The organism is Streptomyces sp. PsTaAH-137 (assembly GCF_003259365.1).
Lineage (GTDB): Bacteria > Actinomycetota > Actinomycetes > Streptomycetales > Streptomycetaceae > Streptomyces.
This window is the reverse complement of the sequence record NZ_QLLY01000010.1, coordinates 193,133-217,599: the sequence shown is the minus strand read 5'-3', so window position 1 is coordinate 217,599 and position 24,467 is coordinate 193,133. Positions and strand designations below refer to the sequence as shown.

Genomic DNA, 24,467 nt, shown 5'->3' with positions numbered 1-24,467 from the left:
GGAAACGCACAGAATGCGCCCAGGTATGCTCCTCAATCCTTCATGTTTTGCTGTGACTTGAGTCACAGGAGCCGTTTTTTGTTGACCCTGTGTACCGAGTGAGCAGCGCGCTGTGATTCAGTGGCGGTCGACACTGCGAGATGAACGTGCTCCTGCACGTGCGCGGGGAAAGAGCCGATCAGAGTACTGGAGTGCTGTCGAGGTCTCGGGGAGAGCTGAGCATGGAGACCGAGTCGGAGCCCTACGTCCGTCTTGCGACTCTGCGGCAGCTGCACCACGTGATGGCGGACATGAACGCCGCCCGCAGCCTGGCGGACACCCTGCAGACCGTCGCGGACGGAGTCGTGAACGGGCTGGGTTACGAGCTGGCGTGCGTCAACCTCGTACGCCCCGACGGCGATCTCGTGGTCGCCGCCTTCTCGGGGAACTCGGCGGCCGAGGCCCTCATCACCGGCCGCGTCGGCTCCCGCGCCGCCTGGGACCGCCGGCTCACCATGGGCGAGCGCTGGGGCGAGCTCTGCTTCATACCGCACACCGAGGGCTGGGTCCTCGACGAGGACGACGTGCCGCAGTGGTTCACCGACGGGCCGCCGCCCCGCTTCGAGGACGAGTGGCACCCCTCCGACCGCCTCTTCGCCCCGATGCACGCGACCGGCGCGGCCGGCGGCGAGCTGATCGGCGTCATATCGGTGGACCGCCCGCGCAACGGCCGGATACCCGGCGCCTGGGGCCGCGAGGCCCTTCAGATGTACGCCTTCCAGGCCGCCATCGCCATCAGCAACGCCCGGCTGCGGGCCAACATGCAGCGCGCCCTGGTCCGCCTGGAGCGCGAGCAGCAGGCCCTGCGCGCCAGCGAGGAGAGCTTCCGGCAGGCCTTCGAGTACGCGCCCTCCGGCATGGCCATCGCCGAGCTGGGCGGCGACCAGCACGGCCGGATCCTGCGGACCAACGACGCGCTGTGCCGCCTCCTCGGGCGGCCCGCCTCCGCGATGCGCCGCTACTCCTTCTCCGACCTCGTGCACCCCGAGGACATCGGCACCCTGCTGCGCACCTCCGCCGAGGGCGGCCGGGCCGAGCTGCGGCTCGGGCGGCGCGACGGCACGTACGTCTGGGTCAGCCTGCGCAACTCGGTGGTGGCCGACGCCGCCGACGGGCCGCGCTTCCTGCTCACCCACGTCGAGGACATCGAGGAGCGCAAGCGCCGTGAGCTGCATCTCGCCCACCGCGCCTCGCACGACTCCCTGACCGGCCTGCCGAACTCGGCGGAGCTGCGCTCCCGGCTCTCGGCCCGGCTGTGCAGCCGCCCCCAGGAGCAGCTGCCCAGCGCCGTGGACTCCCTCGACGCGGCCTACGGCGACCCCATCGGGCACGACTTCGACTACGGCCCGGCCGCCCTGCACCGCACCGGGCACGCCGCGGGCGGCCTCTACGAGGGCTTCGACCACCATGTGCACGTCTCGGCGCCGGGCGGCGACGAGACGACCGACGACGGCACCAAGGGCCTCGCCGTGCTCTTCTGCGACCTCGACGGCTTCAAGTCGATCAACGACCGGTTCGGGCACAACGCGGGCGACGCCGTCCTCATCGAGGTGGCCCGCCGGCTGACCAGCGGGGTGCGCGACGGGGACACGGTGGCCCGGCTCGGCGGCGACGAGTTCGTGGTGCTCGCCGACGGACTCGGCCGCGCCGACGCGCAGGACCTCGCCGTCAGGCTGCGCAATGCCATCATTCCGCCGATTCGGGTGGACGGCCGGGCGGTCCGGGTGGGGGCCAGTTTCGGCATCGGCTGGGCGCACTGCGGGATGACGGCCGAAGAAGTGCTGCAATCCGCTGACCAGCGGATGTACGTGGAGAAAAGATCACGTGCCAAGCAGCACCGGCGAGCGGGCTGAGCTGCGGGACGCCCGCATTCTCATGCAGCTGTGAGGTCAAGGCCACTCCTTGGGGTCACTCGCAGCGGGTACGCTCGCCCGGGTAAGCAAACGCGTAGGGAGTGATCAGGGATGGCGCCCGGCAACAACGGCGGGAGCACCACGCCTGAGGACGAGGATCCGTTCGGCTATCTGTACGCCGACGGACAGGCGGCCGGGGCGACCCCGCCGAACGGCGGGGGCGGTGGCTACGGCTACCCGAACTCCCGCTCCTTCAACCAGGTCCGCACGGTCGGTGAGCGTCAGTACGGGCAGCAGCAGGTGCCGCCGCAGCAGACCCAGGCGTACCACCAGCCGAACGCGCACTACCAGGCACCGGAGACGGTGCCCGGCGGCGGCGCTCCCACGCAGCCGGTCTCCCCGCGCTCCTCGCGCGGCGGTGGCGGCGGCCGCGGCCCCAACACCAAGGCACTGCTGATCGGCGCGGTCGCCGTCGTCGCCGCCGTGGTGATCGGCATCTCCGTCGCCATGATCGGCAGCGGCTCCGACGACGACAAGAACACCGACGCGGGCGCCAGCCCCTCCGGCAACTCCCAGTCGCAGGAGCCCAGCGAGTCCGCGTCGCCGTCCGCCTCGGCCTCCGAGGCCGCGGCCGACCTGCCGAAGACCGATGCGAAGTCCGTGACGCTGGGCGGCGGCACGGCCGTCGCGACGGACGTGCAGGGCGCGAAGGCCGACGGCGGCGAGTACGTCGCGGGCTTCAACAAGGTGGGCGCGTCCATCACCTGGACCGTCAACAACATCCCGGACGACGGCGAGTACCGCCTCTACGTGAACTACGGCGTGCCCGGCAAGGCCCAGGACGCCACGATCGACGTCAACGGCAAGAAGCAGTCCCGCCCCCTGAACATGGGGAACTTCGCGCACTCCAAGGAGGGCGACTGGGAGCACGGGTGGACGAACACCTGGGCGACCGTCCAGCTCACCAAGGGGACGAACGCGATCACGGTGTCCTGCCAGGACGGCAACAAGTGCGACGCCAACTTCGACCAGTTCTGGCTGACCGGCGCGAAGGGCTGACGGCCGGGCGGCCTGCGCGCTAGGCCGCCCCCGCCCGCTCCGACACCGTCACTCTCGGGACCAGGTCCTCGTACGTCTTCCGGTCGAACTCGCCGGCCACCGGGGACACCACCGTCGCCGCCGACAGGGCCACCGCGCGGGCCAGGCGGTCGGGCCACGGGAGTTTCTCCGCCTGGGCCGAGAGGAGGCCCGCCACCGCTGAGTCGCCGGCGCCCGTGGGGTTGCCGGAGAGGCGGTCGGGGGCCGGGGCGCGCCAGGTGCCGTCCGGGGTGAGGGCGCACAGGCCCTCGGCCCCCAGGGAGGCGACCACGGCGTGGGCGCCGCGTCTGCGGGTGTCCTTCATCGCCTGCAACGGCTCGTGGGAGCCGGTGAGTTCGGCCAGCTCGTCCGCGTTCGGCTTGACGATGTCGGGGCGGGCCGCGATGCCCCGGCGCAGCGGTTCACCGCTCGTGTCCAGGAGTACGGGGACGGAGGCGGACCGCGCGGTCCTGATCAGCGTTCCGTAGGCACCCACCGGGACGCCGGGCGGCAGGCTGCCACACAGGGCCACCGCCGAGGCGGAGCCGAGCAGATCCTCGTACGCCTCCTGGAAGGCCGCCCACTCGGCGGAGGCGATCAGCGGGCCCGGCTCGTTCAGCTGGGTCGTGTCGCCCGTCGTGGTGTCCACCACGGCGACGGTGCGGCGGGTCGAACCGTGGACGGGGACCAGGGCGTCGGAAATCCCTGCCGAGCCCCGGAGCCGGTCCTGGAGGGCGCGGCCGGTCGCACCGCCCACGAAGCCCGTCACGGTCACCTCGTGGCCGAGGGCGGCGAGCACCCGTGCCACGTTCAGCCCCTTGCCGCCGGGGCGTTCGGTGACCTCGGTGACCCGGTGCGAGGTGTGCGGGCGCAGGGACCGCACCCGGTAGGTGATGTCGAGTGCGGTGTTCAGTGTGACCGTGAGGATCACAGGACCTCACCCCCCGATGCGAGCGCGTACGTACTTTCAGTAACGGGGGTCGATCATGCCAAAGTCAAGGCGGTTGGCCCAGACCTCGGGTCAACCGCCTTGATCGTGCGGGGAGTTACGGGGCGACCAGCCACTCGCCCTTGCGCATCACGCCCGTGACCTCGAACTCCTCGTCCAGGACCACGAGATCGGCGTCCTTGCCGGGCTCCAGCGAGCCGACGGTGTCGAACACGCCGAGCAGCCGCGCCGGGTTGGCGGAGATGGCCCGTACGACGTCCTCGACGGGCAGCCCGTCGACGGTGACGGCCCGCTTGAACGCGCGGTCCAGGGTGAGCGTCGAGCCCGCGATGGAGCCGCCCTCCACCAGGCGCGCCACGGAGTCCTTCACCTCGACCTCCATCGGGCCGAGCATGTAGCGGCCGTCGCCGAACCCGGCGGCGTCCATCGCGTCGGTGATGAACGCGACCTTCTCGGATCCCTTGTGGTGGAAGGCGAGTTCGAGGGCGGCCGGGTGCAGGTGCGTGCCGTCGTTGATCAGCTCGACCGTGATCCGCTCGTCCTCCAGGAGCGCGGCGATCGGGCCGGGCGCGCGGTGACCGAGCTGCGGCATCGCGTTGAACAGGTGGGTGGCGACCGTGGCGCCCGCGTCGATGGCCTCGACCGTCTGCTCGTACGTGGCGTCGGTGTGGCCGATCGCGGCGATCACCCCGTGCTCGGCGAGCAGCCGCACGGAGTCGATGCCGCCGGGCAGTTCGGTGGCGAGCGTGACCATCCTGGCGCGGCCGCGCGCGGCGTCGATCAGCTTGCGCACGTCGGCCGGGTCGGGGTCGCGCAGCAGCGTCTCGTCGTGGGCGCCCTTGCGGCACGGCGAGATGAACGGGCCCTCGAAGTGGATGCCCGCGATCTCGCCCTGCTCGGCGAGCTCGGAGAGCAGGCCCGCGCGCTGGACGAGGAAGTCCATGTCGCCGGTGACGAACGACGGCACGATGGTGGTCGTGCCGTGCTGTCGGTGGGTGTGGATGCCCTTGAGGATCTCGTCGACCGTGCCGGAGGTGAAGGACGCGCCGCCGCCGCCGTGGTTGTGCATGTCGACGAAGCCGGGCACCACCCAGTGGCCGGTGAGGTCGACGGTCTCCGCGTCCGCGGGAGCGCTCCCGGCGATCTGCGTGCCGTCGACGATGACGCGGCCGTCCGTGACGGTCCCGGTGGGCAGTACCACCCGGGCACCGGCGAGCACCTTTGCTGTGGCCATCAGGCGGTTACCTCCGAGGATCCAGTGGCTGCGGTGTGGTCGAGCAGGTCCCAGGCGAGCAGTCCCGCGCCCAGGCACCCGGCGCTGTCCCCGAGGACGGCCGGGACGATTCGGGGCAGCGACTGGAACGTCACGCGCTCGGCGACGGCCGCCCGCAGGGGTGTGAACAAGGTTTCCCCGGCCTCGGCCAGACCGCCACCGATGATGAGGGTGCGCGGGTCCAGCAGAGTGAGCGCCATGACCAGCCCGTCGGCGAGCGCGTCCACCGCGTCCTGCCAGACCCGGACGGCCCGGGGGTCCCCGGCGTCGACGGCCTTGGCGCAGTCCGCGGCGGTCGCCGTGGTGTCGCCGCAGGCGTCCTGCCAGGCGAGGGTGACGGCGCTCGCGGACGCGTACCGCTCCAGGCAGCCGCGCTGGCCGCAGCCGCAGTCGATGCCGCCGGGCCGCACGACCACATGGCCGATCTCGCCCGCCGAGCCGTGCGCGCCGGGCTCGATGCGTCCTTCGATGCCGATGGCGCCGGCGATCCCGGTGCCCAGCGGCAGGAACAGGAAGCGGTCGGCGTCCTTGCCGGCGCCGAGCCGGCCCTCGCCGAGCCCGCCGGTGCGCACGTCGTGGCCGAGGGCGACGGGGATGGCGCCGAGCCGCTCGCTGAGCAGCGCCCGCATGGGCACGTCGCGCCAGCCCAGATTGGCGGCGAACAGGGCGATGCCGGCTCCCTCGTCGACGACTCCGGGGACGGCGACCCCGGCGGCCGCGGCGGGCTCCCCGAGGTGCTCCTCGCCCCAGGCGCGCAGCTCGGCGGCGAAGCCGAGGATCGACTCGACGACCGCGTCGGCGCCCCGCTCGCGCTCCGTCGCCCGGCGCGCCTGATGCAGCAGCGTGCCGTCCGCCCCGACCAGGGCGGCCTTCATTCCGGTGCCGCCCACGTCCAGGGCGATGACATGTCTCACGGGGCACAGTGTCGCGCGTCGACCCGCAACAGGTCTAGTCCACTTGCAGGGATCTTGTGACTCTGCACCCTTCTGGCGGCCCTGAGCGGCCTTGTTGCCGAAGCGAGATCTGAGTGGTGTAGACCTGGTGTCCGACTAGCGGATCTCCGAGTGCGAGGGTGGGACACACGGTGCAGCGGCACATCACCGGTCTGATCGCGGCTGCGGCCGCACTGGGCATGGCGGGCACGCTCACCGCCTGCGGGGGCAGTGGATCGGACGACGTCACCCTCAAGCTGGTCGCCGCCGACTACGGCGACTCCACCACCAACAGCTCGCAGAAGTACTGGGACCAGCTGGCCGGCGCCTACGAGAAGGACCACCCGGGCGTCAAGGTCGACGTCGACGTCTACAACTGGAGCGTCGTCGACGCCAAGGTGAAGAAGCTGGTCGACAGCGGCAACGCCCCCGACATGGCGCAGATCGGCGCCTACGCGGACTACGCCGCGGCCGGGAAGCTCTACCCGGTCGGCAGCCTGCTCAACGTGCCCACCCAGGCCGACTTCCTGCCCCAGCTCTCCGACGCGGGCCAGGTCAACGGCGTTCAGTACGGCATGCCGTTCGCCGCCTCCACGCGCCTGCTCTTCTACAACAAGAAGCTCTTCAAGGACGCCGGCATCACCCCGCCCACCACCTGGGCCGAACTCGCCGCCGACGCGAGCGCGCTCAAGGCCGAGGGCGTGAAGATCCCCTACGCGCTGCCGCTGGGCCGGGAAGAGGCGCAGGCCGAGACCATGATCTGGATGCTGAGCGGCGGTGACGGCTACACCGACGACGTCGGCTCCTACACCCTCGACTCCCAGCAGAACATCGAGACGTTCGACTGGCTCCGCGACGACCTCGTCGACAAGGGCCTCACCGGCCCCACCGCGCCCGCGAAGCTCAACCGCGGCGACGCCTTCGCGGCCTTCGCCAAGGGCGACGTCGGCATGCTCAACGGCCACCCGACGCTGATGCAGATGGCCGCCGCCAAGGGCGTCGACTACGGCACCGTGCAGCTGCCGGGGCAGAACGGTCCGGCCAAGTCCACGATGGGCGTCGCCGACTGGATGATGGCGTTCAAGCAGAACGGTCACGCCAAGCAGACCGGCGACTTCCTCAACTACGTCTACAGCGAGCGGAACGTCCTCGACTTCTCCCGCGAGTACGACCTGCTGCCGGTCACCAGCAGCGCCTCGAACACCATGGCGTCGGCCGGCGAGGACAAGAAGCTCTGGCCGTTCCTCAAGAGCCTGGGCGACTCCGAGTTGTATCCCGTCGGCAACACGTCCTGGGCGAGCGTCAGCGAGGGCATCAAGCAGGAGATCGGCTCCGCCGTCTCCCCGCACGGCAGCCCGGCCGCCGTGCTCGGCCGGCTCCAGAGCGAGGCGGCGGCCGCCGAGTCCGCCGAGTAGCGTGGCGGGCATGGACGCGCAGCCCGCCCTCGGTGACCGTGAACTCGCCGTGCTCGCCTTCGAAGGACGCTCCTTCGCGTCACCGGGCGCCAAGGAGCGGGCCGTCCGCGAGGAGCTGGACATGGCGCCCGTGCGCTACTTCCAGCTCCTGAACGCCCTGATCGACGATCCCCGCGCGCTGGAGGCCGCACCGGTCACCGTGAACCGGCTGCTCCGGGTTCGTGAGGCCAAGCGCAGGGAGCACTGAGGGTGGCTAAGGTCGGTTCATGGACGCCATCAGGACCGCCGCCGGCCGTGACGGACTCGCCGCGATAGTCGCCCGGCCCTCCCGGGCCGTGATCGCCCTCGACTTCGACGGGACGCTCGCGCCGATCGTGCCCGATCCCGAGCAGGCGCGGGCCCAGCCCGGTGCCGTCGCCGCGCTCGCCGCGCTCGCTCCGCACGTCGCCTCGGTCGCCGTCATCACCGGGCGGCCCGCCGGGGTGGCCGTCCGGCTCGGGGACTTCGCCGGGGTGCCGGGGCTCGAACATCTCGTCGTTCTCGGGCACTACGGTGCCGAGCGCTGGGACGCCGTCACCGGCACCGTGCACGCGCCCGCGCCGCATCCCGGGGTCGCCTCGGTGCGGTCCGCGTTGCCCGGGGTGCTCGCCGAGGCCGGGCTGTGGCACGACACGTACGTCGAGGAGAAGGGGCGCGCCGTCGCCGTGCACACCCGGCGGGCCGCCGATCCTCAGGGGGCCTTCGAGACGCTGAAGAGGCCGTTGTCCGATCTTGCCGCCCGGCACGGTCTGGTGGTCGAGCCCGGCCGGATGGTCCTGGAGCTGCGGCCGCCCGGGGTCGACAAGGGGGTCGCCCTCACCGAGTACGTCCGTGAAGTGGGCGCCGAATCCGTCCTCTACGCCGGTGACGATCTCGGTGACCTTCCGGCGTACGCCGCCGTGGAGAAGCTCCGCTCGGACGGGGTGCCGGGCCTCCTGATCTCCAGCGGCACCGAGATCCCGGACCTCACCGACCGCGCGGACCTGTCCGTCCCGGGCCCGCCCGAAGTAGTGGCCCTCCTGACCGACCTCTCCCGCACGCTGTCCACCACCTGACGGCCGGTGGGGGCCGGTCGCGCAGTTCCCCGCGCCCCTGAGGCATGCGCTTCGCGCAGCCTCCCCTTGGCGCCCCTGGGCGAGCGCAGCTCGCTTCAGGGGCGCGGGGAACTGCGCGAGAAGCGGCCACCGGGCCGCGGATGGAGAACGACCCAGGGGCGCGGGGAACTGCGCGACCAGCCCCCACCGGAGCCGCGGACGGACGGCGAGGCGGTCAGTCGTCGAGGGCGTGGAGTTGGTCCAGGAACCAGGCGCCGGGCGGCAACGCGGTGGCCGCCGCCGACAAGCGCTTCGTGCGTTCGGCGCGTTCGTCGAGCGGCATCGACAGCGCCTCGGAGAGGGCCGAGGCCGTCGCGGAGATGTCGTACGGGTTCACCACGAGCGCGTCCTCGCCCAGCTCCTCGTAGGCCCCGGCCTCCCGCGACAGCACCAGCGCACACCCGTCGTCGGAGACCACCGGCACCTCCTTCGCGACGAGGTTCATGCCGTCGCGGATCGGGTTGACCAGCGCCACGTCGGCGAGCCGGTACGCGGCGAGGGAGCGGGCGAAGTCGTCCTTGACGTGGAGGACGACCGGGGTCCACGACTCGGTGCCGAAGCGCGAGTTCACGGCGTCGGCGACCCGCGAGACCTCGGCGGTGTAGTCCCGGTACACGGCCAGGTCCTGCCGGGAGGGATAGGCGAAGGCGACGTGCACCACCCGCTCCCACCACTCGGGATGCGCCTCCAGCAACAGCTCGTACGCGCGCAGGCCCCGCACGATGTTCTTCGACAGTTCGGTGCGGTCCACCCGGACCACCACCTTGCGGCCGGGCCCGATCTGCTCGCGCAGGGCGGCGAGCCGTTCCTCGACGTCGGCCCGGTGGGAGCGCTCGCGCAGGAAGTCGGCGTCGGCGCCGAGCCCGTGCACCCCGATCCGCGTCCCCGAGGTGCCCCCGATGATCTGCGTACAGCACTCGGTGAACGCGTCCGCCCAGCGCCGGGTCAGGAAGGCCAGCCGGTCCGCGCCGAGCATCCCGCGCAGCAGCTGCTCGGCGATGTCGTCGGGCAGCATCCGGAAGTAGTCCACGGGCGCCCACGGCGTGTGCGAGAAGTGCCCGATGCGCAGGTCGTCACGGAGTTCGCGGAGCATCCCGGGGACCAGGGCCAGGTGGTAGTCCTGGACGACGACGGTGGCGCCCGGCGCGGCCTCCTCGGCCAGCGCCTCGGCGAAGGCCCGGTTGTATGCCTCGTAGGACGCCCACTGGCGGCGGAACTCCGGGCCGAACGACGGCTCCAGAGGCGTCTGGTAGAGCATGTGGTGCACGAACCACAGCACCGAGTTCGCGATCCCGTTGTACGCGTCGGCGTGCACGTCGGCGTCGATGTCGAGCATCCGCACGCCCGGCTCGGCGACGCCCTGGCGCACCGCCGCCCGGTCGCCGTCGTCGAGCGCCGCACACACCCAGAGTTTGTCCTCGACGACGCTGAGCGCGGAGACGAGCCCGCCGCCCCCGCGCTTCGTCTCGACCGAACCGTCGTCCCCGACGACGTACGAGACCGGGCCGCGGTTGGACGCGACGAGAACCTCAGCAGCACCATGCGTGGAAGCCATAGGGCCAAACTAGCCCGCGTTCCCGACCCTCAAACGTACGGCCGGGTCCCCGTGGGGACCCGGCCGTATACAACGCCTGCGCCGCAGGTCAGTCCTTGCGGCGGCGGACCGCCGAGAGGATCAGCGCGCCGAGCCCGCACAGGGCCAGGGCGGTCCCGCCGTACAACAGGGCCGAGGTGTCCGAGCCGGTGTCGGCCAGCTCGGGGCCCTGCGAGTGCGCGGGCGGCGGGGTGGGCCTGGCCTGGTGGCGCTCGGTGACGACGACCGCGGTGCACGGGTCGTCGCCGCCGCGGGAGCGGGCCGTGCAGGTGGTCTTCGGCACCTCACCGGTCACCGGGAGGACGGTGACGGCGCCCGGGGTGCAGGACACCCGCAGGTTCGCCGTGATGACGACCTTGCCGTGGGCGGCCACGTCACCCGTCCAGACGTAGTCCGCGCCCTTCTTGGTGAGCGTTCCGGAGGAGGCCTCCGGGGTGCCGGTGATGTGCTTCGCCGGGAAGGAGACCGACGCGGCCTTGCGCGGGTCGCCGCTGTGGTTGCGGATCGTGACGGTGTCGCGGACCGTGGCGCACGGCGGCGCGCTCGGCGTCTGCGGCTGGTTCACGATCTCCAGCGACGGGGTCGGCGTCGTCGGGGGAGTCGGCGGCGTGGGCGGGGTGGTCGGCTCCTCGATCACCGGCGTGAAGCCGCAGCCGGGGTCGGTCGAGTCCGCGTCGCAGTTGGTGCGCGGGGTGTCGGCGGTGACGTTGTTGGTGAGCTTGCCGTCACCGCCGAGCGGATCGTGCAGGGTGACGCTGTAGGTGATCGTCGCCGTCTCGCCCTCGGGCACCGTGCCGGTCCAGGAGAGCCGGGGCCGGTTGTAGGAGACCGTGCCGGTGCTCGCCTTCGCGTCGCCGTTGTACGTCGCGTCGTCGAGGAGCTCGGACAGGTCGTCGGAGAGGCTCGCGCCCGGGTAGTCGACGCCGCCGATGTTCTTGGCGGTGATCGTGTACGTCACCTTGTCGCCCGGCCGCACCGTCTTCGGCGTCGCGGTCTTCTTGACCTCCAGGTCGGGCACCGGCACCGAGAACGCCAGCGCGGACGGCACATAGGTGTCGCCGCGGGTGCGGAAGGTCAGGTCCGCGGAGGTCGCGCCCTCCGGGATGACGCCCGCCGGGATCGTCGCGGTCTTCGCGTCGATGCTGAAGTTGTTGCCCTCGCACGGGTCGAGGCAGCCCTCGGCGCGGCTGTTGAAGAAGTTGTTGGTGCCGGCGTCGCTGTCCGGGTCGGAGATCCGCGTGCCGTTGACCAGGAAGGCGTCACCCGCGACGTTCGCGTCGCCCTCGTACGCGGTGACGCTCGCCCGTACGTCCTTGGTGCCCGCGCGGTAGAAGCCGTCGATGCCGATCGTGGTGTCCGGGTCCTTGGACTGCTGCACCACGTGACCGCCGTAGAGGTAGACGTGGCGGCGGGTCGGCGCGTACTGCTCGTTGGGGCCGTCGTACTTGTAGACGACGGTCAGCGACCAGCCGCCGACGCAGCCCTTGCCGGTCGGCGCCCAGACGTTGCCGACCGAGACGGGCACCTGGGTGCCGGTGGCGACGCCGGAGAACAGCGCGGTGATGTCCGACTCGGCGGTGTAGTAGTGCGGGCCGCCGATCGGGTTCGGGGTCGGCACCGCGTTCTGCACGGTCGCGGGGGTCTCGGGGCCGCCGCCGACCCTGACCACGGGCTGCGTGGTGAGCGGGTCGCCGGGCGGGGTGGTGGCCAGGCCCGCGGTGTCGCAGCGCGAGATCAGGTTGCGGCCCAGCCGGTACGTGCCGAGGTTGCCGCCCCAGAACAGGCGGGCGTAGGCGACCGTGGCCCCCGGCGGGATCGTGACCTGCCCGGTCGACGAGTTGACGACCGACGTGCCGAAGCCGGCGGTGTCCGTGTACTGCATGTCGAACTGGTTGTTGTTCTCGCCGGTCGTTCCGGCCTGCGCGGCCAGGCAGCGCTCCGCGTCGTCGGCGGGCGTGGACGGACACTTCATCACCGTGTTGCCCAGCGTGATGAAGTCTCCGTAGACAGCCTCGTCGTAGCGCTGGGCGAACGGATCGACCACCACCGCGGACGCGGGAGCGGCCGCGGCGACGAGGGTCGCGGCGGCCGCTGCTGTGGCGGCAAGCGCCGCCAGGGTGCTCTTAACCTGTCTAAGCCACATAAAGGGCAATGTAGGGAAAGACGCCTATTATCCGGTGATTACGCCACGCGACGCTCCGCATACTCACTGATTTCGGTCATCGGGGGCCGCTCCTCGGTGTCCACGGAGTGCACCCGCGGCTCGAAGCCGTCCGCGCCCCGCTCGAACTGGGTCAGCACCGGCCGCACCAGATGCCCGCGCGCGAGCCGCAGCTGGGCCGTGCGGTAGATCGCCGCCGCCATCCGGCCGAGCGCCTGCCCGTCCTGGTGCCGGTGCTTGCGGACGCCGACGTCGACCTGGGCGAGCGCGTCCAGGCCCACGGTGTGCAGCGCGTCGACCAGCAGGCCCAGCTCCACCCCGTAGCCGACCGGGAACGGCAGCCGTTCGAGCAGGCTCCTGCGGGCCGCGTACTCGCCGCCCAACGGCTGGACGAATCCGGCCAGTCGGGGCCAGTGCAGATTGAGGACCGGCCGGGCCATCAGCTCGGTGACGCGGCCGCCCTGGCCGGCCGCCTCGCCCAGCGGGCGGTCGTACATGGCCTTCACGAAGTCGACGTCCGGGTCGGTGAGGAGCGGGCCGACGATGCCGGAGACGAAGTCCGCCGAGAACTCCTTCAGGTCGGCGTCGACGAAGCACACGATGTCACCCGACGTGACGAGCAGCGAGCGCCACAGCACCTCGCCCTTGCCGGGGCGGGCCGCGATCCGCGGCAGGATCGTGTCCCGGTGCTCGACGCGCGCCCCGGCCGCCGCGGCCACCTCGGAGGTGCGGTCCGTGGAGCCGGAGTCGACGACCACGATCTCGTCGACCAGCGGCACCGCATCTGTCATCAGCTCGCGCCGGATCACGGAGACGATCTCCCCGACCGTCTCCTCCTCGTTCAGCGCGGGCAGGACGACGCTCACCGTCCGGCCCGACGCCCGCTTCGCGGCGACCAGCCGGGCCATGGGACGGTCGGCCACGGACCAGGAGCGCCGCTTGAGCCAGTCCTCGACTTCTTCCAGCACGGCCAAGGCCCTCCCGTTTGTGATCCATCTCGCGGTTCGGACGACTATCTCAAGGGTCCACCCCTTCAGTTACAGTCTTGAACAGGGTCCGTGACCATCGCATGTCGGGGTCGGCGAGCCCGTACAACTCCATCCACACAATCGAATACCGCTCATCCAGAGGGGCAGAGGGATACGGCCCGTTGAAGCCCCGGCAACCCTCCCGCCGACCTACGAGGTCACGGTGGGGAAGGTGCCAATTCCGTCTCGCGGCGAGGTACGTCGCGAGGAAGATGAGGAGAAAGGGCCTCGCCTCTCATGGCTGCACAGACATTCGCCACCGCCACCTCGACCACCGACGCCGTTGATCTCGGTCCGGCCTCCGGCCTCTCCTGCCGGGAGTGCGGTGCACAGGTCCCGCTCGGTCCGGTCTTCGCCTGCGTCGAGTGTTTCGGGCCTCTGGAAGTCGCGTACGACCTGCCCGTCGGCGACCCCGAGGCGCTCCGCAAGCAGATCGAGGCCGGGCCCGCCAACATCTGGCGCTACGCCCCCCTCCTGCCGGTTCCGGCCGACGTCGCCGAGAAGCCGAACCTGAACCCGGGCTGGACCAAGCTCGTCAAGGCCGACAACCTCGCCCGTGAGCTGGGCGTCGAGCAGGGCAAGCTGTTCGTCAAGGACGACTCCGGCAACCCGACCCACTCCTTCAAGGACCGGGTCGTCGCGCAGGCCATCGAGGCCGCGCGCGCCTTCGGCTTCACCACCCTGTCCTGCTCCTCCACCGGCAACCTCGCGGGTGCCGTCGGCGCCGCCGCCGCCCGCGCCGGCTTCCGCTCCTGCGTCTTCATCCCGCACGACCTGGAGCAGGGCAAGGTCGTCATGGCCGGTGTCTACGGCGGTGACCTCGTCGCCATCGAGGGCAACTACGACGACGTGAACCGCTTCTGCTCGGAGCTGATCGGCGACCCGCTGGGCGAGGGCTGGGGCTTCGTCAACGTCAACCTGCGCCCGTACTACGGCGAGGGCTCCAAGACGCTGGCCTACGAGATCTGCGAGCAGCTCGGCTGGCGGCTCCCGGACCAGCTGGTCATCCCGATCGCGTCCGGCTCGCAGTTCACGAAGATCGACAAGGGGCTGAAGGAGCTGATCGCCCTCGGCCTCGTCGAGGACAAGCCCTACAAGCTCTTCGGCGCCCAGGCCGAGGGCTGCTCCCCGGTCTCCGTCGCGTACAAGGGCGGCCACGACGTGGTGCGGCCGCAGAAGCCGAACACCATCGCCAAGTCGCTCGCGATCGGCAACCCGGCCGACGGGCCGTACGTCCTCGACATCGCGCGCCGTACCGGTGGCGCCGTGGAGGACGTGAACGACGAGCAGGTCGTCGAGGCCATCAAGCTGCTCGCGCAGACCGAGGGCATCTTCGCCGAGACGGCGGGCGGTGTGACGGTCGGCGTCACCAAGAAGCTCATCGAGGCCGGGCTGATCGACCCGTCGCTCACCACGGTCGTGCTGAACACCGGTGACGGTCTGAAGACGCTCGACGCCGTCGCCGACTCGTCGCAGGCCACCGCGACCATCCGGCCGTCGCTGGAGGCGTTCCGCGCCGCCGGGCTCGCCGAGTAATCCGCCCCACCGCTGAAAGACCGAGGTGAACCCATGAGCGTTTCCGTCCGCATCCCCACCATTCTCCGTACCTACACCGGCGGCCAGGCAGAGGTCAGCGCCGAGGGCGCCACGCTCGCCGACGTCATCTCCGACCTGGAGAAGAACCACACGGGGATCGCCGCCCGCGTTCTGGACGACCAGGGCAAGCTGCGCCGGTTCGTCAACGTGTACGTGAACGACGACGACGTCCGCTTCGAGCAGGGCCTGGAGACCGCCACGCCCGACGGCGCCGGCGTTTCGATCATTCCCGCCGTCGCCGGCGGCTGACACGGTCGGCCGACACACTGAGTCATCCGAATTGCCCCCTCCGCCAGGAAAGCGGAGGGGGCAATTCTGCATGGTTGAGCGCGGTACAGTTGGGGAAGCTGGTTCGATTCCGAACGTGGTGCATGACGGGCGCATATGAGTTCCCGCCCGAAGCGCGACAAGAAGCAGCCAATGTGCGTCTCCCATTCAGGCCTTTTATGGCATTTGTACGGCCCGACTTGCCCTGAGATCCGTGCAGTTGGCCCGGTTTCCGCGATCACGCGTGCCCAGAATTCTCGTCCGACTGACCTGTTGCAGACGGCAGTTGGGCAGATACATTCAGCCGCGGTCGACGCGTTCCGGCGCACACCCCCAAACCCTTTGGGGAGTGAGGTCTGACCCGGGTCCGCGAAGTGCGGACTCGCGCAAGGGCCAGTAATAGGGGAGTTAGGCATGGCTCAGGGCACCGTCAAGTGGTTCAACGCGGAGAAGGGGTACGGCTTCATCGCGGTCGACGGTGGTGCGGATGTTTTCGTCCACTACAGCGCGATTCAGATGGACGGCTACCGCACCCTCGAAGAGGGTCAGCGAGTGGAATTCGAGATCTCGCAGGGCCAGAAGGGGCCGCAGGCCGACATGGTCCGCCTGGCCGCCGGCTGAGCGATCGACCGACTGCAGCACACAAGCTTCGTACGGTCCATGAAGGGCCCGCCCCCGGTTCGCCGGGGCGGGCCCTTCGTGCTGCCGCGCGCGGGCGCGCACCACGGCCCGATCTGTGATAGCCGCTTGCACTCGCATGGGCCGAGTGCTAATCATTGGGCTTAGCACTCTCCAAGTGAGAGTGACAGAACTTGGATCGGGTCGGTGAGGTCCGGGAGCCGGGTGGGGCAAGGAACCACAAGGCTCAAGGGCCGTCCGTCGCGGGCACCAGCACGGTCCGTTTGCGTTTCCACCCCGTCCGGGAGGACCACTTCACATGGCCAAGATCATCGCGTTCGACGAGGAGGCACGGCGCGGCCTCGAGCGCGGCATGAACCAGCTCGCCGACGCCGTCAAGGTGACCCTGGGCCCCAAGGGTCGCAACGTCGTCCTCGAGAAGAAGTGGGGCGCCCCCACGATCACCAACGATGGTGTGTCCATCGCCAAGGAGATCGAGCTCGAGGACCCGTACGAGAAGATCGGCGCCGAGCTGGTCAAGGAGGTCGCGAAGAAGACGGACGACGTCGCCGGTGACGGCACGACGACCGCGACCGTCCTGGCCCAGGCCCTGGTGCGCGAGGGTCTGCGCAACGTGGCCGCCGGTGCCAACCCCATGGCCCTCAAGCGCGGTATCGAGAAGGCCGTCGAGGCCGTCTCCGGTGCCCTCCTCGAGCAGGCCAAGGAGGTCGAGACCAAGGAGCAGATCGCTTCGACGGCCTCCATCTCCGCCGCCGACACCCAGATCGGCGAGCTCATCGCCGAGGCGATGGACAAGGTTGGCAAGGAAGGCGTCATCACCGTCGAGGAGTCCCAGACCTTCGGTCTGGAGCTTGAGCTCACCGAGGGTATGCGCTTCGACAAGGGCTACATCTCGGCGTACTTCGCCACCGACATGGAGCGTATGGAGGCCTCGCTGGAGGACCCGTACATCCTCATCGTCAACTCGAAGATCGGCAACGTGAAGGACCTCCTTCCGCTGCTGGAGAAGGTCATGCAGTCGGGCAAGCCCCTGCTGATCATCGCCGAGGACGTCGAGGGCGAGGCCCTGTCGACCCTGGTCGTCAACAAGATCCGTGGCACCTTCAAGTCCGTCGCCGTCAAGGCCCCGGGCTTCGGTGACCGCCGCAAGGCCATGCTCGGCGACATCGCCATCCTCACCGGTGGCACCGTCATCTCCGAGGAGGTCGGCCTCAAGCTGGAGAACGCCGGTCTCGACCTGCTCGGCCGCGCCCGCAAGGTCGTCATCACCAAGGACGAGACGACGATCGTCGACGGTGCCGGTGACAGCGACCAGGTCCAGGGCCGCGTCAACCAGATCCGTGCCGAGATCGAGAACAGCGACTCGGACTACGACCGCGAGAAGCTCCAGGAGCGCCTCGCCAAGCTCGCCGGCGGCGTGGCCGTCATCAAGGCGGGCGCGGCCACCGAGGTCGAGCTCAAGGAGCGCAAGCACCGCATCGAGGACGCCGTTCGCAACGCGAAGGCGGCCGTCGAAGAGGGCATCGTCGCCGGTGGTGGCGTGGCCCTCCTCCAGGCCTCCGCGGTCTTCGAGAAGCTGGAGCTCCAGGGTGACGAGGCGACCGGCGCCAACGCCGTGAAGCTCGCCCTTGAGGCCCCGCTCAAGCAGATCGCCGTCAACGGTGGTCTCGAGGGTGGCGTCGTCGTGGAGAAGGTTCGGAACCTGGCCGTCGGCCACGGTCTGAACGCCGCCACGGGTGAGTACGTCGACATGATCGCCGAGGGCATCCTCGACCCGGCGAAGGTGACCCGCTCTGCCCTGCAGAACGCCGCCTCCATCGCCGCGCTGTTCCTCACCACCGAGGCCGTCATCGCCGACAAGCCGGAGAAGGCGGGCGCTGCCCCGGCCGGCGGCGGCATGCCGGGCGGTGACATGGACTTCTGAGCCTGACGGTTCAGCCTGTCCTTTGACGAGGGCGGCATCCCTTCGGGGGTGCCGCCCTCGTTTTTTGCTGTCCGCCGGTGGGGCTTCTCGCGCCCCCGCGGCGGAGCCGCACATTGACACTGTCCCGCGCCCCTACGGGGCGCTAATGTCCCCCTGCAATGTGATCAATGGGGTGGGGACATGACAGAGAAGCCTGTGAACGTCTGGGGGCAGGCCGTCGCGGCCTTTGCTCTGGTGGGGGCGCTCGGGGTCGGGTTCTGGGCGTTGGCCCAGCAGCCCGAGGACGGGCGGAGCGCCGCGGAGGATGCTGCCACGTGTTCGGGTGGGGCGGCGACGAAGAAGGACGGGGCCGCCGGGCGGGTGTCCGGGGCGCAGTTGTGCAAAGCCCTGAACCAGCGCGGGCTGGCGGACTGGCTCGGGATACCGGGGGAGCGGCCCACGAGCGCGTCCGGCAACGGCGGGTCCGTCGAGTTCGGGAAGCGGAAGATTCCGACGCCCTCGGCGCGCGTCGAGTTCGAGACGTACACCGTCGAGCTGACCGCGTCCTACGACGACTACCGGGTGGACCAGGACACCGCGGCCTTCATCGGGCGTGACGTGCACCGGCAGAAGGTGCTGCGCCGTCCTGCGGTCTTCTACACGACCCAGACCATGGGCATCAGTTTCCGGCTCGACGGCTCGGACGCGAAGAGTACGGAGGGCGTGCCCGCCGAGGCGCTCAGCGTCGCGCTCGACGCGAAGAACCGCGGCGGCTCCTACGAACTGGTGATGTGGCGCAACCACGGCGGGTATCCCGACCGGACGATCCTGCTCGACATCGCCGAGCACGTGCTTCCGGTGGTCCCGGGCTTCGGCTCAGGGTCGGCGAAGCCTCAGGACACGCCCTCTTCGTAGCTGTTCCAGGCGTCCTTGCCGGCGCGGCTCGCGCTGGTCGCCGCCGTCTGGGCCTGGCGCAGGGCGCGCTGGGCCAGTTCGGCGGGCGGGACCTCCCAGCTGCCCGTCCAGGAGCGGCCCGCGCGGGCGAGCTCGTAGACCAGGACGCCGACGCCCGCGGCGGCGACGAGCATGCCGACGCCGGTCAGGCCCGCGCCGACGGAAAGGCGGCGCTGGTCGGGGCGGAACTCGGTCCAGGAAATCTTGGAAAAGGTGCTGTCAGCCATGGGGTCAGGATGCGGCGAAGCGCGCGGGGCCGCATGTCGAGCGGTCCCGCGCGCTTCGTTTCTCTCAGAGGTCAGACGAGTTCTTCGGCCGGGTGCTCCTCGACGCTGTGCGAGTCGGTGAGGCTCGCGGCGCCGACGGCCGCGATCACGCCGACCACGACGGCGAGCACCGCGTAGGTGATCCGTTCGCCGTGGAAGAAGGAGGCGACGAGGTCGCTGCTCCAGACGCCGGTGGGCAGCGTCGTGGTGACAAGCGCGGCGATCAGCGTGCCGACCATGGCGGTGCCGACGCTGGAGCCGACCTCCTGGGCGGTGTCGTTGAGGGCGGCGGCGATGGAGGTGCGGTTGGCGGGCATGGCGTCGACGAGGGCGACGGCGCAGATCGTCATGACGGTGCGCAGTCCTACGGTCATGAGGACCATGCAGACCGCGATGACGGCGTAGCCGTGCTCGACGCCCCAGGCCAGACCGGCCAGCGAACCGGCCAGGCAGGCCGCGCCCACCAGGCACGCGATGCGGTGGCCGAAGCGACGGCCGAGCCATTCGGACAGCGGGGTCGCGACGAGCATGGTGACGATGATCGGCAGGTTGGCGAGGCCGGCCCGCACCGGGCTCCACCCGTAGGCGTACTGGAAGTGCAGGATCAGCCCGAACATCACGCTGGCCATCGCGATCGAGGTGCCGATCTGGGCGAGGGCGGCGCCGCGCACGGTGCCGTTGCGGAACACGGTCAGGTCGAGCATCGGGGCCTTGCTGCGGCGCTCGTGCACCACGAAGGCGATACCGGCGACGACGGCTCCGACGATCGAGGCGAGGGTGGCCGCGGAGAGCCAGCCGTGCTCGACGCCGCTGGTCAGCGTGTAGCAGGCGAGGCCGATGGTGGCGACGCTCAGGACGGCGCCGGGCATGTCGAGCTTGTCCTTGGTCAGGTCCTCGGGCCGGTCGGCGGGGACGCCGAGCCGGACGCCGATGCAGGCGATCACGGCGATCGGGGCGTTGACGACGAGCAGCCACTCCCAGCGGACGTGGGCCAGGGCGGTGCCGCCCAGCAGCGGGCCGAGGACGAAGCCGGACATGCCGACGACGATCATCACGGTCATGGCGCGCATCCGCAGCGCCTTGTCGTCGAAGAGCCGGAAGACCAGCGAGTTGGTGATGGGGGCCATCGCGGCGGCGGCCACGCCGAGCGCGGCGCGCAGGGCGATCAGCTCGCCCGCGGTGGTGACCCAGACGACGCAGAGGCTCAGGGCGCCGAACACGGCGAGCCCGATGAGCAGCACTCTGCGGCGGCCGAGCCGGTCGGCCATGGAGCCCGCGGTGAGCAGCAGCCCGCCGAAGGTCAGGGAGTAGGCGCCGGTGACCCATTGCAGCGCGGTGGTGCCGCTGCCGAGGTCCCGGCCGATGGTGGGCAGCGCGATCGACAGCAGCGTGTTGTCGACCATCTCGACGAAGAAGGCCAGGCAGAGCGCTGCCAGGGGGATCCACGCCGCGCGCAGCGACGGATAAGTGCGAGTAGTCATGGCAGCGGTCCTTTCTGTCCCGATTCGGAAGGGGGCCCACAACGGGCGTATCGAACGGCGCTCGATCATCGAACCGCGTTCGATAAGCTACGATAGAACAACGTTCGATAGATGGCAAAACCCAAGCGGGAAGTGAGGAGCAGACGCCATGCCGCGCACGCAGAACCGCTCCGCCGGAGGACGCCGGCGGGCCTCGCACTCGATGGAGTCCGTCCTCGCCGAGACGGTGGCGCTCCTCGACGAGGCCGGGCCCTCGGCGCTGACGTTCCGGGCGCTCGCGCAGCGTCTGGGCGGCGGCGTCGCCAGCATCTACTGGTACGTGGCGAACAAGGAGGAGCTGCTCGACCGCGCCACGGACCATGTGATCGGCACGGTCCTCGCCGACATCGAGGCGCTGCCGGAGCAGGACGACCCGATCGACGCGCTGCGGGCGATGGCCCTGATGCTGTTCGACGCGATCGTGGAGCGCCCCTGGCTGGGCAACTACTTCATGCGCAACACGGATCTCCAGAACAACTCCCTGCGCCTGTGGGAGAAGCTGGGCCAGCAGTCCCTGCGCCTGAACCTCACCGCGCGCCAGCGCTTCCACGCCGTGTCGGCGGTCGTGGGCGTCGTCGTCGGCTCGGCCGTCGACCTGGGCCAGGAGCCGCCAGCGGAGGTCCTCGGCGGGGCCGTGACCCGGGACGAGTTCCTGGGCCGCTTCGTCGCCACCTGGCGGGAGCTGGACCCGGCGGAGTTCCCGTTCGTGCACGAGATCGCGGACGAGTTCGACGGCCACGACGACGTCGACCAGTTCCGCACCGCGCTGGATCTGACGCTGTCGGGGCTGCGGTTGATGGCGGGCGCCTGAGCGGGAGGGGTCGGCCTCCCGGCGGGCGCGTGGGCTCCTGCCGGGGAGTCGAACGCTTCGGCGGCGGCCGAAGGGTCGCCGGTCGACAATGGGCTGTGATGAACAGCCACGACACCACCGCTGCCGGCGGCCCCGACCTGGCCGCCTTCGCCGCGCTGCTGGCCGACGGGACGCGGGCCGGGTTCTGTCTCGCCCTGCTGGACGGGCGGGCCTGGACCGCTAGTGAGCTGGCGCGGCATGCCGGAGTGGCCGCGTCGACGGCGACCGGGCATCTGAATCTCCTGGTCGAGGGCGGGCTGCTCGCCCAGGAACGGCAGGGCCGCCACCGCTATGTCCGGCTGGCGGACGCCGACACGGCCGAGCTGATCGAGAAGCTGGCCTCGATGGCGCCCCGGCGTACCGATCCGCCGCGTTCGCTGCCCGCGGTCAACCGGGGCCGGGCGCTTGCCCGCGCCCGTACCTGTTACGACCATCTCGCCGGGGCCCTCGGGGTCGCGATCACCGACGCGATGACCGAGCGGGGGCTTCTCGACTGGGCGCGGGGGCTGACGCTCACCGCGGACGGGTCCGCCTGGCTCACCGAACTCGGCATCGTCATCCCGTCCCGTACGCGCCGCCCGCCGGTCCGCTCGTGCCTGGACTGGACCGAGCGCCGCCCGCACCTGGCCGGTGCCGTCGGCGCCGCTCTGTGCCGGCACGCCTTCGACGCGGGCTGGATCGCCCGGATCGGCACGCAGCGTGCCGTCGTGCTGACCGGGGCCGGGGAGCGTGTGCTCGGCGACCGGCTCGGGCTGAGCGCCGGTGACTTCACGCGGCGATGAGTTCCGGTGCTTCGACGACGTCACCGGCGAGTGACGGTGCGCGGGTCGTAGGGGGCCCGGCTGCGGGGCGTGACAGGTGTGGGCTCCGCGCGCATCGCCGAGCGGATCTGTGCCGCCCGCGCGTGGACCGTCTCGGCGGTGAGGGTCAGTGGGGCAGCCGGGCGGTCCGGTTGCCGGGTCGTGCCCCGGCACATGCCGCAGCGGCCGGCCCTGATGTCCTCCGGGCGGCCCGGGTCGCCGCACGTTCCGCACTCCACCACCCGCAGCGGTGGGCGTGGTGCCGGTTCCGGCGGGAGCTTGTCCGTCAGGCGCCTGCGCACCAGTGCCGCCGGGCTGTGAACGGGAGTCGGCAGGCCCGTCGTCAGCGCGTGGACGATCACCGATTCGTCGGCGCCCCTCGCGAACCAGGCTTCCGTCAGCGGGCCCAGCTCCGTGCACTCCTTCGCCGACAGCGCCAGCGTCGGGGCCGTCCGGCCCAGTGCGGCCAGCAGGATGTACGCCCTGTTCCGCGTCGGTCCTGATGGCCGTGGGCTCTCCTCCTCCGGCACATCGCCCCGCAGGAACTTCGTCCACCATCCGTCGTCCCGCGCCGTCCGCGAGAACCACGTCCGCGTCACCCAGCGCGCACTGCCCTGGCCCACCACGTGCTCCCGCCCGCGCCTCAAGTGGCCCGCCGCCTGGAGGTTGTTCAGGGCCGTGCGCATCGCCTGTTGCCCGTACGGGAGACAGGACGCGAGCAGCTTCACCGAGATGTCCGCGCCGTCGTGCAGCCGGTCGATGAACCCGGCGATGTGCGCTTCGCGGGGCGGGAGGTGGGTGAAGTCCCGGTTCGTACGCGGGGCTTGGTCCGGTGCCGAGCGTTTGCCGTAGCCGGGGCTGGCAGCGGGATGCGCGGGCGTGCCGGCAGCACTAAAGTAGGCGTCAGCCATGGATCGACTCATTTCGATCTCGATGGATAGGCCCTCGTTCGGTGTTGGCGCACCGGCGGGGGCCGTTCGTTGTTCGGGACGTTAGACGGCCGTCACCCTGCGTGGCAAGTCGGTCCCGGAAAGTCGCCGACCTGCCAACTTGCCGGGAGGGAGGGTGGGTTGAGACCCACCCCCCAATCCTTGAAAGCACGGCTCGGGGCTCGGGGCTTGAGCCTCGGGCGGGTGGGTCAGGCGCTGCGCCGCAGGTCGTCGATGAACGCCGTCCAGGCTGCCGCCCGGAGCACGAGCTTCGGGCCGGTGGGGTTCTTTGAGTCCCGGATCGGGACCAGGTGGGGGTGGGTGGTGACGACTTCGAGGCAGTCGCCGCCTTGGCCGCCGCTGTAGCTGGACTTGCGCCAGGTGGCCGAGGTGAGGTCAGGCTCGGGGTGATCGGTCTTCATGTGCGTAATCCTCCGCCGCTGATTCGATCATGGCCAGCGATTGCCTTGGGGTGAGTGCGTCGGCCCTGAGCAGATCGTAGGTCAGCTGATGGCGGGTGATCGTCGCTGGATCGTCCGTCAACTGGCCCATGCTGGGCGCTTCGACGAAGGAGAGTGGGGGTGCGTCCGTGAAGTACATAAGTTTCAGGGAGCCGTCCAGGGATGCGTGAGCCCCTGCTGCGAACGGCAGCACTTGCACGATCATCCGGCGCCTGCGCGCCAGTGCGGCAACGTGCGCCAGGGCCTCGGCCATGACCGCCGGGCCGCCGACTTCCCTGCGCAGGGCAGTCTCGTCCAGAACAGCCCACAACAACGGCTTTGTTGGATGGTCGAGAAGGTGGGCCCGCTCTGTCCGGGCCGCTACCAGCTTGTCGATGACCTCATCCGGCGCCGTCGGCTGGTATGCCAGGAAGATCGCGCGGGCGTAATCCGGGGTCTGGAGCAGGCCGGGGATGAGCAGTGATTCGTACTGCCTGATCTCGATGGCGACGGCCTCTGCCTCGGCCGCCTCGGCGAAGTGGGCTGGATGCTTCGACGCGTTCACCTTCGTGCAGTGCCGCTCGAAGAAGCCCCCGGTTTCCAGGGCTTCGTCCAAGCGCTGAGCCATGTCCGGCAGGATCCGCCGTGTCCCCGCCTCCATCTGTCCGACGTAGGAACCGCTCACGAACAGCAGCTCGCCCAGCGCCTGTTGGGTCAGATCGGCCCGCTCGCGGGCGTGCCGGAGTTCTTCGCCGACGAGGTCCTTCGGTCCGGACACATGCATCAACTCCCGCTGGCATCAATGCCCTTTGTTGGGCCGGTGCTCTGGAAAGCGTAGAGCCGATGCGG

General features: G+C 70.6%; 23 protein-coding genes and 1 riboswitch. Of the genes, 12 read left to right on the top strand and 11 right to left on the bottom strand.

What is annotated here, in order from left to right:
* Positions 1 to 221 precede the first annotated feature (221 nt).
* Positions 222 to 1,892: a diguanylate cyclase CdgB gene (cdgB, locus tag K377_RS23245; protein WP_111665404.1), complete on the top strand. Its 1,671-nt coding sequence runs from the start codon at positions 222 to 224 to the stop codon at positions 1,890 to 1,892.
* Positions 1,893 to 2,003: 111 nt separating this feature from the next.
* The gene (locus K377_RS23240) at positions 2,004 to 2,951 is read left to right on the top strand and encodes a carbohydrate-binding protein (RefSeq protein ID WP_111665403.1); all 948 of its coding nucleotides are present in this window, start codon (positions 2,004 to 2,006) and stop codon (positions 2,949 to 2,951) included.
* Between the two features lie 19 nt (positions 2,952 to 2,970).
* Here K377_RS23240 and K377_RS23235 read toward each other — a convergent pair whose 3' ends face one another.
* The 3 genes from K377_RS23235 to K377_RS23225 all read right to left on the bottom strand — a co-directional run bounded on the left by K377_RS23235 (position 2,971) and on the right by K377_RS23225 (position 6,105).
* Positions 2,971 to 3,900, bottom strand: a complete 930-nt coding sequence (locus tag K377_RS23235) for a 1-phosphofructokinase family hexose kinase (protein WP_111665402.1) — start codon at positions 3,898 to 3,900, stop codon at positions 2,971 to 2,973.
* Positions 3,901 to 4,015: 115 nt separating this feature from the next.
* Positions 4,016 to 5,152: an N-acetylglucosamine-6-phosphate deacetylase gene (gene nagA, locus K377_RS23230; RefSeq protein WP_111665401.1), complete on the bottom strand. Its 1,137-nt coding sequence runs from the start codon at positions 5,150 to 5,152 to the stop codon at positions 4,016 to 4,018.
* Complete coding sequence (locus K377_RS23225; RefSeq protein WP_111665400.1) at positions 5,152 to 6,105, bottom strand: ROK family protein; 954 nt, start codon at positions 6,103 to 6,105, stop codon at positions 5,152 to 5,154. Before K377_RS23225 ends, nagA begins: the two co-directional genes overlap by 1 nt.
* Positions 6,106 to 6,275: 170 nt before the next feature.
* On the opposite strand from K377_RS23225, the gene K377_RS23220 reads away from it, so the two are divergent.
* From K377_RS23220 to otsB, 3 genes are read left to right on the top strand one after another with little or no spacing between them, the layout of a single operon-like run.
* On the top strand, positions 6,276 to 7,538 hold the full coding sequence (locus tag K377_RS23220) for an ABC transporter substrate-binding protein (RefSeq protein WP_258395103.1): 1,263 nt from the start codon (positions 6,276 to 6,278) through the stop codon (positions 7,536 to 7,538).
* A gap of 10 nt (positions 7,539 to 7,548) precedes the next feature.
* A complete protein-coding gene (locus tag K377_RS23215; protein ID WP_111665534.1) occupies positions 7,549 to 7,785 on the top strand; it encodes a DUF3263 domain-containing protein in 237 nt (78 codons plus the stop codon).
* A 19-nt stretch (positions 7,786 to 7,804) separates the two neighbouring features.
* Positions 7,805 to 8,632 (top strand): trehalose-phosphatase, encoded by an 828-nt coding sequence (gene otsB, locus K377_RS23210; RefSeq protein WP_111665399.1) that lies wholly within the window; start codon positions 7,805 to 7,807, stop codon positions 8,630 to 8,632.
* Between the two features lie 214 nt (positions 8,633 to 8,846).
* On the opposite strand, the gene K377_RS23205 is transcribed toward otsB, so the two are convergent.
* The 3 genes from K377_RS23205 to K377_RS23195 form a co-directional block, all read right to left on the bottom strand.
* A complete protein-coding gene (locus tag K377_RS23205) occupies positions 8,847 to 10,226 on the bottom strand; it encodes a trehalose-6-phosphate synthase (RefSeq protein ID WP_111665398.1) in 1,380 nt (459 codons plus the stop codon).
* 88 nt (positions 10,227 to 10,314) lie between these two features.
* Entirely contained in the window at positions 10,315 to 12,408 is a 2,094-nt protein-coding gene (locus K377_RS23200) for a DUF11 domain-containing protein (protein WP_111665397.1), read from the bottom strand.
* A 38-nt stretch (positions 12,409 to 12,446) separates the two neighbouring features.
* Positions 12,447 to 13,394, bottom strand: a complete 948-nt coding sequence (locus K377_RS23195) for a glucosyl-3-phosphoglycerate synthase (protein ID WP_111665532.1) — start codon at positions 13,392 to 13,394, stop codon at positions 12,447 to 12,449.
* 149 nt (positions 13,395 to 13,543) lie between these two features.
* Positions 13,544 to 13,673: riboswitch (SAM riboswitch) on the top strand.
* Positions 13,674 to 13,691: 18 nt separating this feature from the next.
* On the opposite strand from K377_RS23195, the gene thrC reads away from it, so the two are divergent.
* The 5 genes from thrC (at position 13,692) to K377_RS23170 (ending at position 18,774) form a co-directional block, all read left to right on the top strand.
* Positions 13,692 to 14,990 carry a threonine synthase gene (thrC, locus tag K377_RS23190; protein WP_111665396.1) on the top strand — a complete coding sequence of 433 codons (1,299 nt, stop codon included), beginning with the start codon at positions 13,692 to 13,694 and terminating at the stop codon, positions 14,988 to 14,990.
* A 33-nt stretch (positions 14,991 to 15,023) separates the two neighbouring features.
* Positions 15,024 to 15,299: a ubiquitin-like small modifier protein 1 gene (locus K377_RS23185; RefSeq protein WP_111665395.1), complete on the top strand. Its 276-nt coding sequence runs from the start codon at positions 15,024 to 15,026 to the stop codon at positions 15,297 to 15,299.
* A 432-nt stretch (positions 15,300 to 15,731) separates the two neighbouring features.
* Positions 15,732 to 15,938, top strand: coding sequence for a cold-shock protein (locus tag K377_RS23180; RefSeq protein ID WP_005486335.1), 207 nt, complete (start codon positions 15,732 to 15,734; stop codon positions 15,936 to 15,938).
* A gap of 316 nt (positions 15,939 to 16,254) precedes the next feature.
* The gene (groL, locus tag K377_RS23175) at positions 16,255 to 17,880 is read left to right on the top strand and encodes a chaperonin GroEL (RefSeq protein ID WP_111665394.1); all 1,626 of its coding nucleotides are present in this window, start codon (positions 16,255 to 16,257) and stop codon (positions 17,878 to 17,880) included.
* A gap of 180 nt (positions 17,881 to 18,060) precedes the next feature.
* Positions 18,061 to 18,774: a DUF6215 domain-containing protein gene (locus K377_RS23170; RefSeq protein WP_146614755.1), complete on the top strand. Its 714-nt coding sequence runs from the start codon at positions 18,061 to 18,063 to the stop codon at positions 18,772 to 18,774.
* On the opposite strand, the gene K377_RS23165 is transcribed toward K377_RS23170, so the two are convergent.
* Positions 18,753 to 19,040: a hypothetical protein gene (locus tag K377_RS23165; protein ID WP_111665392.1), complete on the bottom strand. Its 288-nt coding sequence runs from the start codon at positions 19,038 to 19,040 to the stop codon at positions 18,753 to 18,755. The genes K377_RS23170 and K377_RS23165 overlap by 22 nt on opposite strands.
* Positions 19,041 to 19,111: 71 nt before the next feature.
* Positions 19,112 to 20,560, bottom strand: a complete 1,449-nt coding sequence (locus tag K377_RS23160; protein WP_111665391.1) for an MFS transporter — start codon at positions 20,558 to 20,560, stop codon at positions 19,112 to 19,114.
* 202 nt (positions 20,561 to 20,762) lie between these two features.
* Between K377_RS23160 and K377_RS23155 the strand changes: the two genes are divergently transcribed.
* Both K377_RS23155 and K377_RS23150 read left to right on the top strand, forming a co-directional pair.
* The gene (locus K377_RS23155) at positions 20,763 to 21,410 is read left to right on the top strand and encodes a TetR/AcrR family transcriptional regulator (RefSeq protein WP_111665531.1); all 648 of its coding nucleotides are present in this window, start codon (positions 20,763 to 20,765) and stop codon (positions 21,408 to 21,410) included.
* 98 nt (positions 21,411 to 21,508) lie between these two features.
* On the top strand, positions 21,509 to 22,231 hold the full coding sequence (locus tag K377_RS23150; protein ID WP_111665390.1) for a helix-turn-helix transcriptional regulator: 723 nt from the start codon (positions 21,509 to 21,511) through the stop codon (positions 22,229 to 22,231).
* Positions 22,232 to 22,251: 20 nt separating this feature from the next.
* On the opposite strand, the gene K377_RS23145 is transcribed toward K377_RS23150, so the two are convergent.
* The 3 genes from K377_RS23145 to K377_RS23135 all read right to left on the bottom strand — a co-directional run bounded on the left by K377_RS23145 (position 22,252) and on the right by K377_RS23135 (position 24,402).
* Complete coding sequence (locus tag K377_RS23145) at positions 22,252 to 23,160, bottom strand: hypothetical protein (RefSeq protein WP_237551646.1); 909 nt, start codon at positions 23,158 to 23,160, stop codon at positions 22,252 to 22,254.
* Between the two features lie 227 nt (positions 23,161 to 23,387).
* Complete coding sequence (locus K377_RS23140; RefSeq protein ID WP_111665389.1) at positions 23,388 to 23,600, bottom strand: DUF397 domain-containing protein; 213 nt, start codon at positions 23,598 to 23,600, stop codon at positions 23,388 to 23,390.
* Positions 23,575 to 24,402: a helix-turn-helix transcriptional regulator gene (locus K377_RS23135; RefSeq protein WP_111665388.1), complete on the bottom strand. Its 828-nt coding sequence runs from the start codon at positions 24,400 to 24,402 to the stop codon at positions 23,575 to 23,577. Before K377_RS23135 ends, K377_RS23140 begins: the two co-directional genes overlap by 26 nt.
* Positions 24,403 to 24,467 lie beyond the last annotated feature (65 nt).

What these genes read in the sequence shown, in the direction of transcription:
- cdgB (WP_111665404.1), top strand. Translation starts at nt 222, where the DNA reads ATGGAGACCGAGTCGGAGCCCTACGTCCGTCTTGCGACTCTGCGGCAG.
- K377_RS23240 (WP_111665403.1), top strand. Translation starts at nt 2,004, where the DNA reads ATGGCGCCCGGCAACAACGGCGGGAGCACCACGCCTGAGGACGAGGAT.
- nagA (WP_111665401.1), bottom strand. Translation starts at nt 5,152, where the DNA reads ATGGCCACAGCAAAGGTGCTCGCCGGTGCCCGGGTGGTACTGCCCACC.
- K377_RS23215 (WP_111665534.1), top strand. Translation starts at nt 7,549, where the DNA reads ATGGACGCGCAGCCCGCCCTCGGTGACCGTGAACTCGCCGTGCTCGCC.
- otsB (WP_111665399.1), top strand. Translation starts at nt 7,805, where the DNA reads ATGGACGCCATCAGGACCGCCGCCGGCCGTGACGGACTCGCCGCGATA.
- K377_RS23205 (WP_111665398.1), bottom strand. Translation starts at nt 10,226, where the DNA reads ATGGCTTCCACGCATGGTGCTGCTGAGGTTCTCGTCGCGTCCAACCGC.
- K377_RS23200 (WP_111665397.1), bottom strand. Translation starts at nt 12,408, where the DNA reads ATGTGGCTTAGACAGGTTAAGAGCACCCTGGCGGCGCTTGCCGCCACA.
- thrC (WP_111665396.1), top strand. Translation starts at nt 13,692, where the DNA reads ATGGCTGCACAGACATTCGCCACCGCCACCTCGACCACCGACGCCGTT.
- K377_RS23185 (WP_111665395.1), top strand. Translation starts at nt 15,024, where the DNA reads ATGAGCGTTTCCGTCCGCATCCCCACCATTCTCCGTACCTACACCGGC.
- K377_RS23180 (WP_005486335.1), top strand. Translation starts at nt 15,732, where the DNA reads ATGGCTCAGGGCACCGTCAAGTGGTTCAACGCGGAGAAGGGGTACGGC.
- groL (WP_111665394.1), top strand. Translation starts at nt 16,255, where the DNA reads ATGGCCAAGATCATCGCGTTCGACGAGGAGGCACGGCGCGGCCTCGAG.
- K377_RS23170 (WP_146614755.1), top strand. Translation starts at nt 18,061, where the DNA reads ATGACAGAGAAGCCTGTGAACGTCTGGGGGCAGGCCGTCGCGGCCTTT.
- K377_RS23165 (WP_111665392.1), bottom strand. Translation starts at nt 19,040, where the DNA reads ATGGCTGACAGCACCTTTTCCAAGATTTCCTGGACCGAGTTCCGCCCC.
- K377_RS23160 (WP_111665391.1), bottom strand. Translation starts at nt 20,560, where the DNA reads ATGACTACTCGCACTTATCCGTCGCTGCGCGCGGCGTGGATCCCCCTG.
- K377_RS23155 (WP_111665531.1), top strand. Translation starts at nt 20,763, where the DNA reads ATGGAGTCCGTCCTCGCCGAGACGGTGGCGCTCCTCGACGAGGCCGGG.
- K377_RS23150 (WP_111665390.1), top strand. Translation starts at nt 21,509, where the DNA reads ATGAACAGCCACGACACCACCGCTGCCGGCGGCCCCGACCTGGCCGCC.
- K377_RS23145 (WP_237551646.1), bottom strand. Translation starts at nt 23,160, where the DNA reads ATGGCTGACGCCTACTTTAGTGCTGCCGGCACGCCCGCGCATCCCGCT.
- K377_RS23140 (WP_111665389.1), bottom strand. Translation starts at nt 23,600, where the DNA reads ATGAAGACCGATCACCCCGAGCCTGACCTCACCTCGGCCACCTGGCGC.
- K377_RS23135 (WP_111665388.1), bottom strand. Translation starts at nt 24,402, where the DNA reads ATGCATGTGTCCGGACCGAAGGACCTCGTCGGCGAAGAACTCCGGCAC.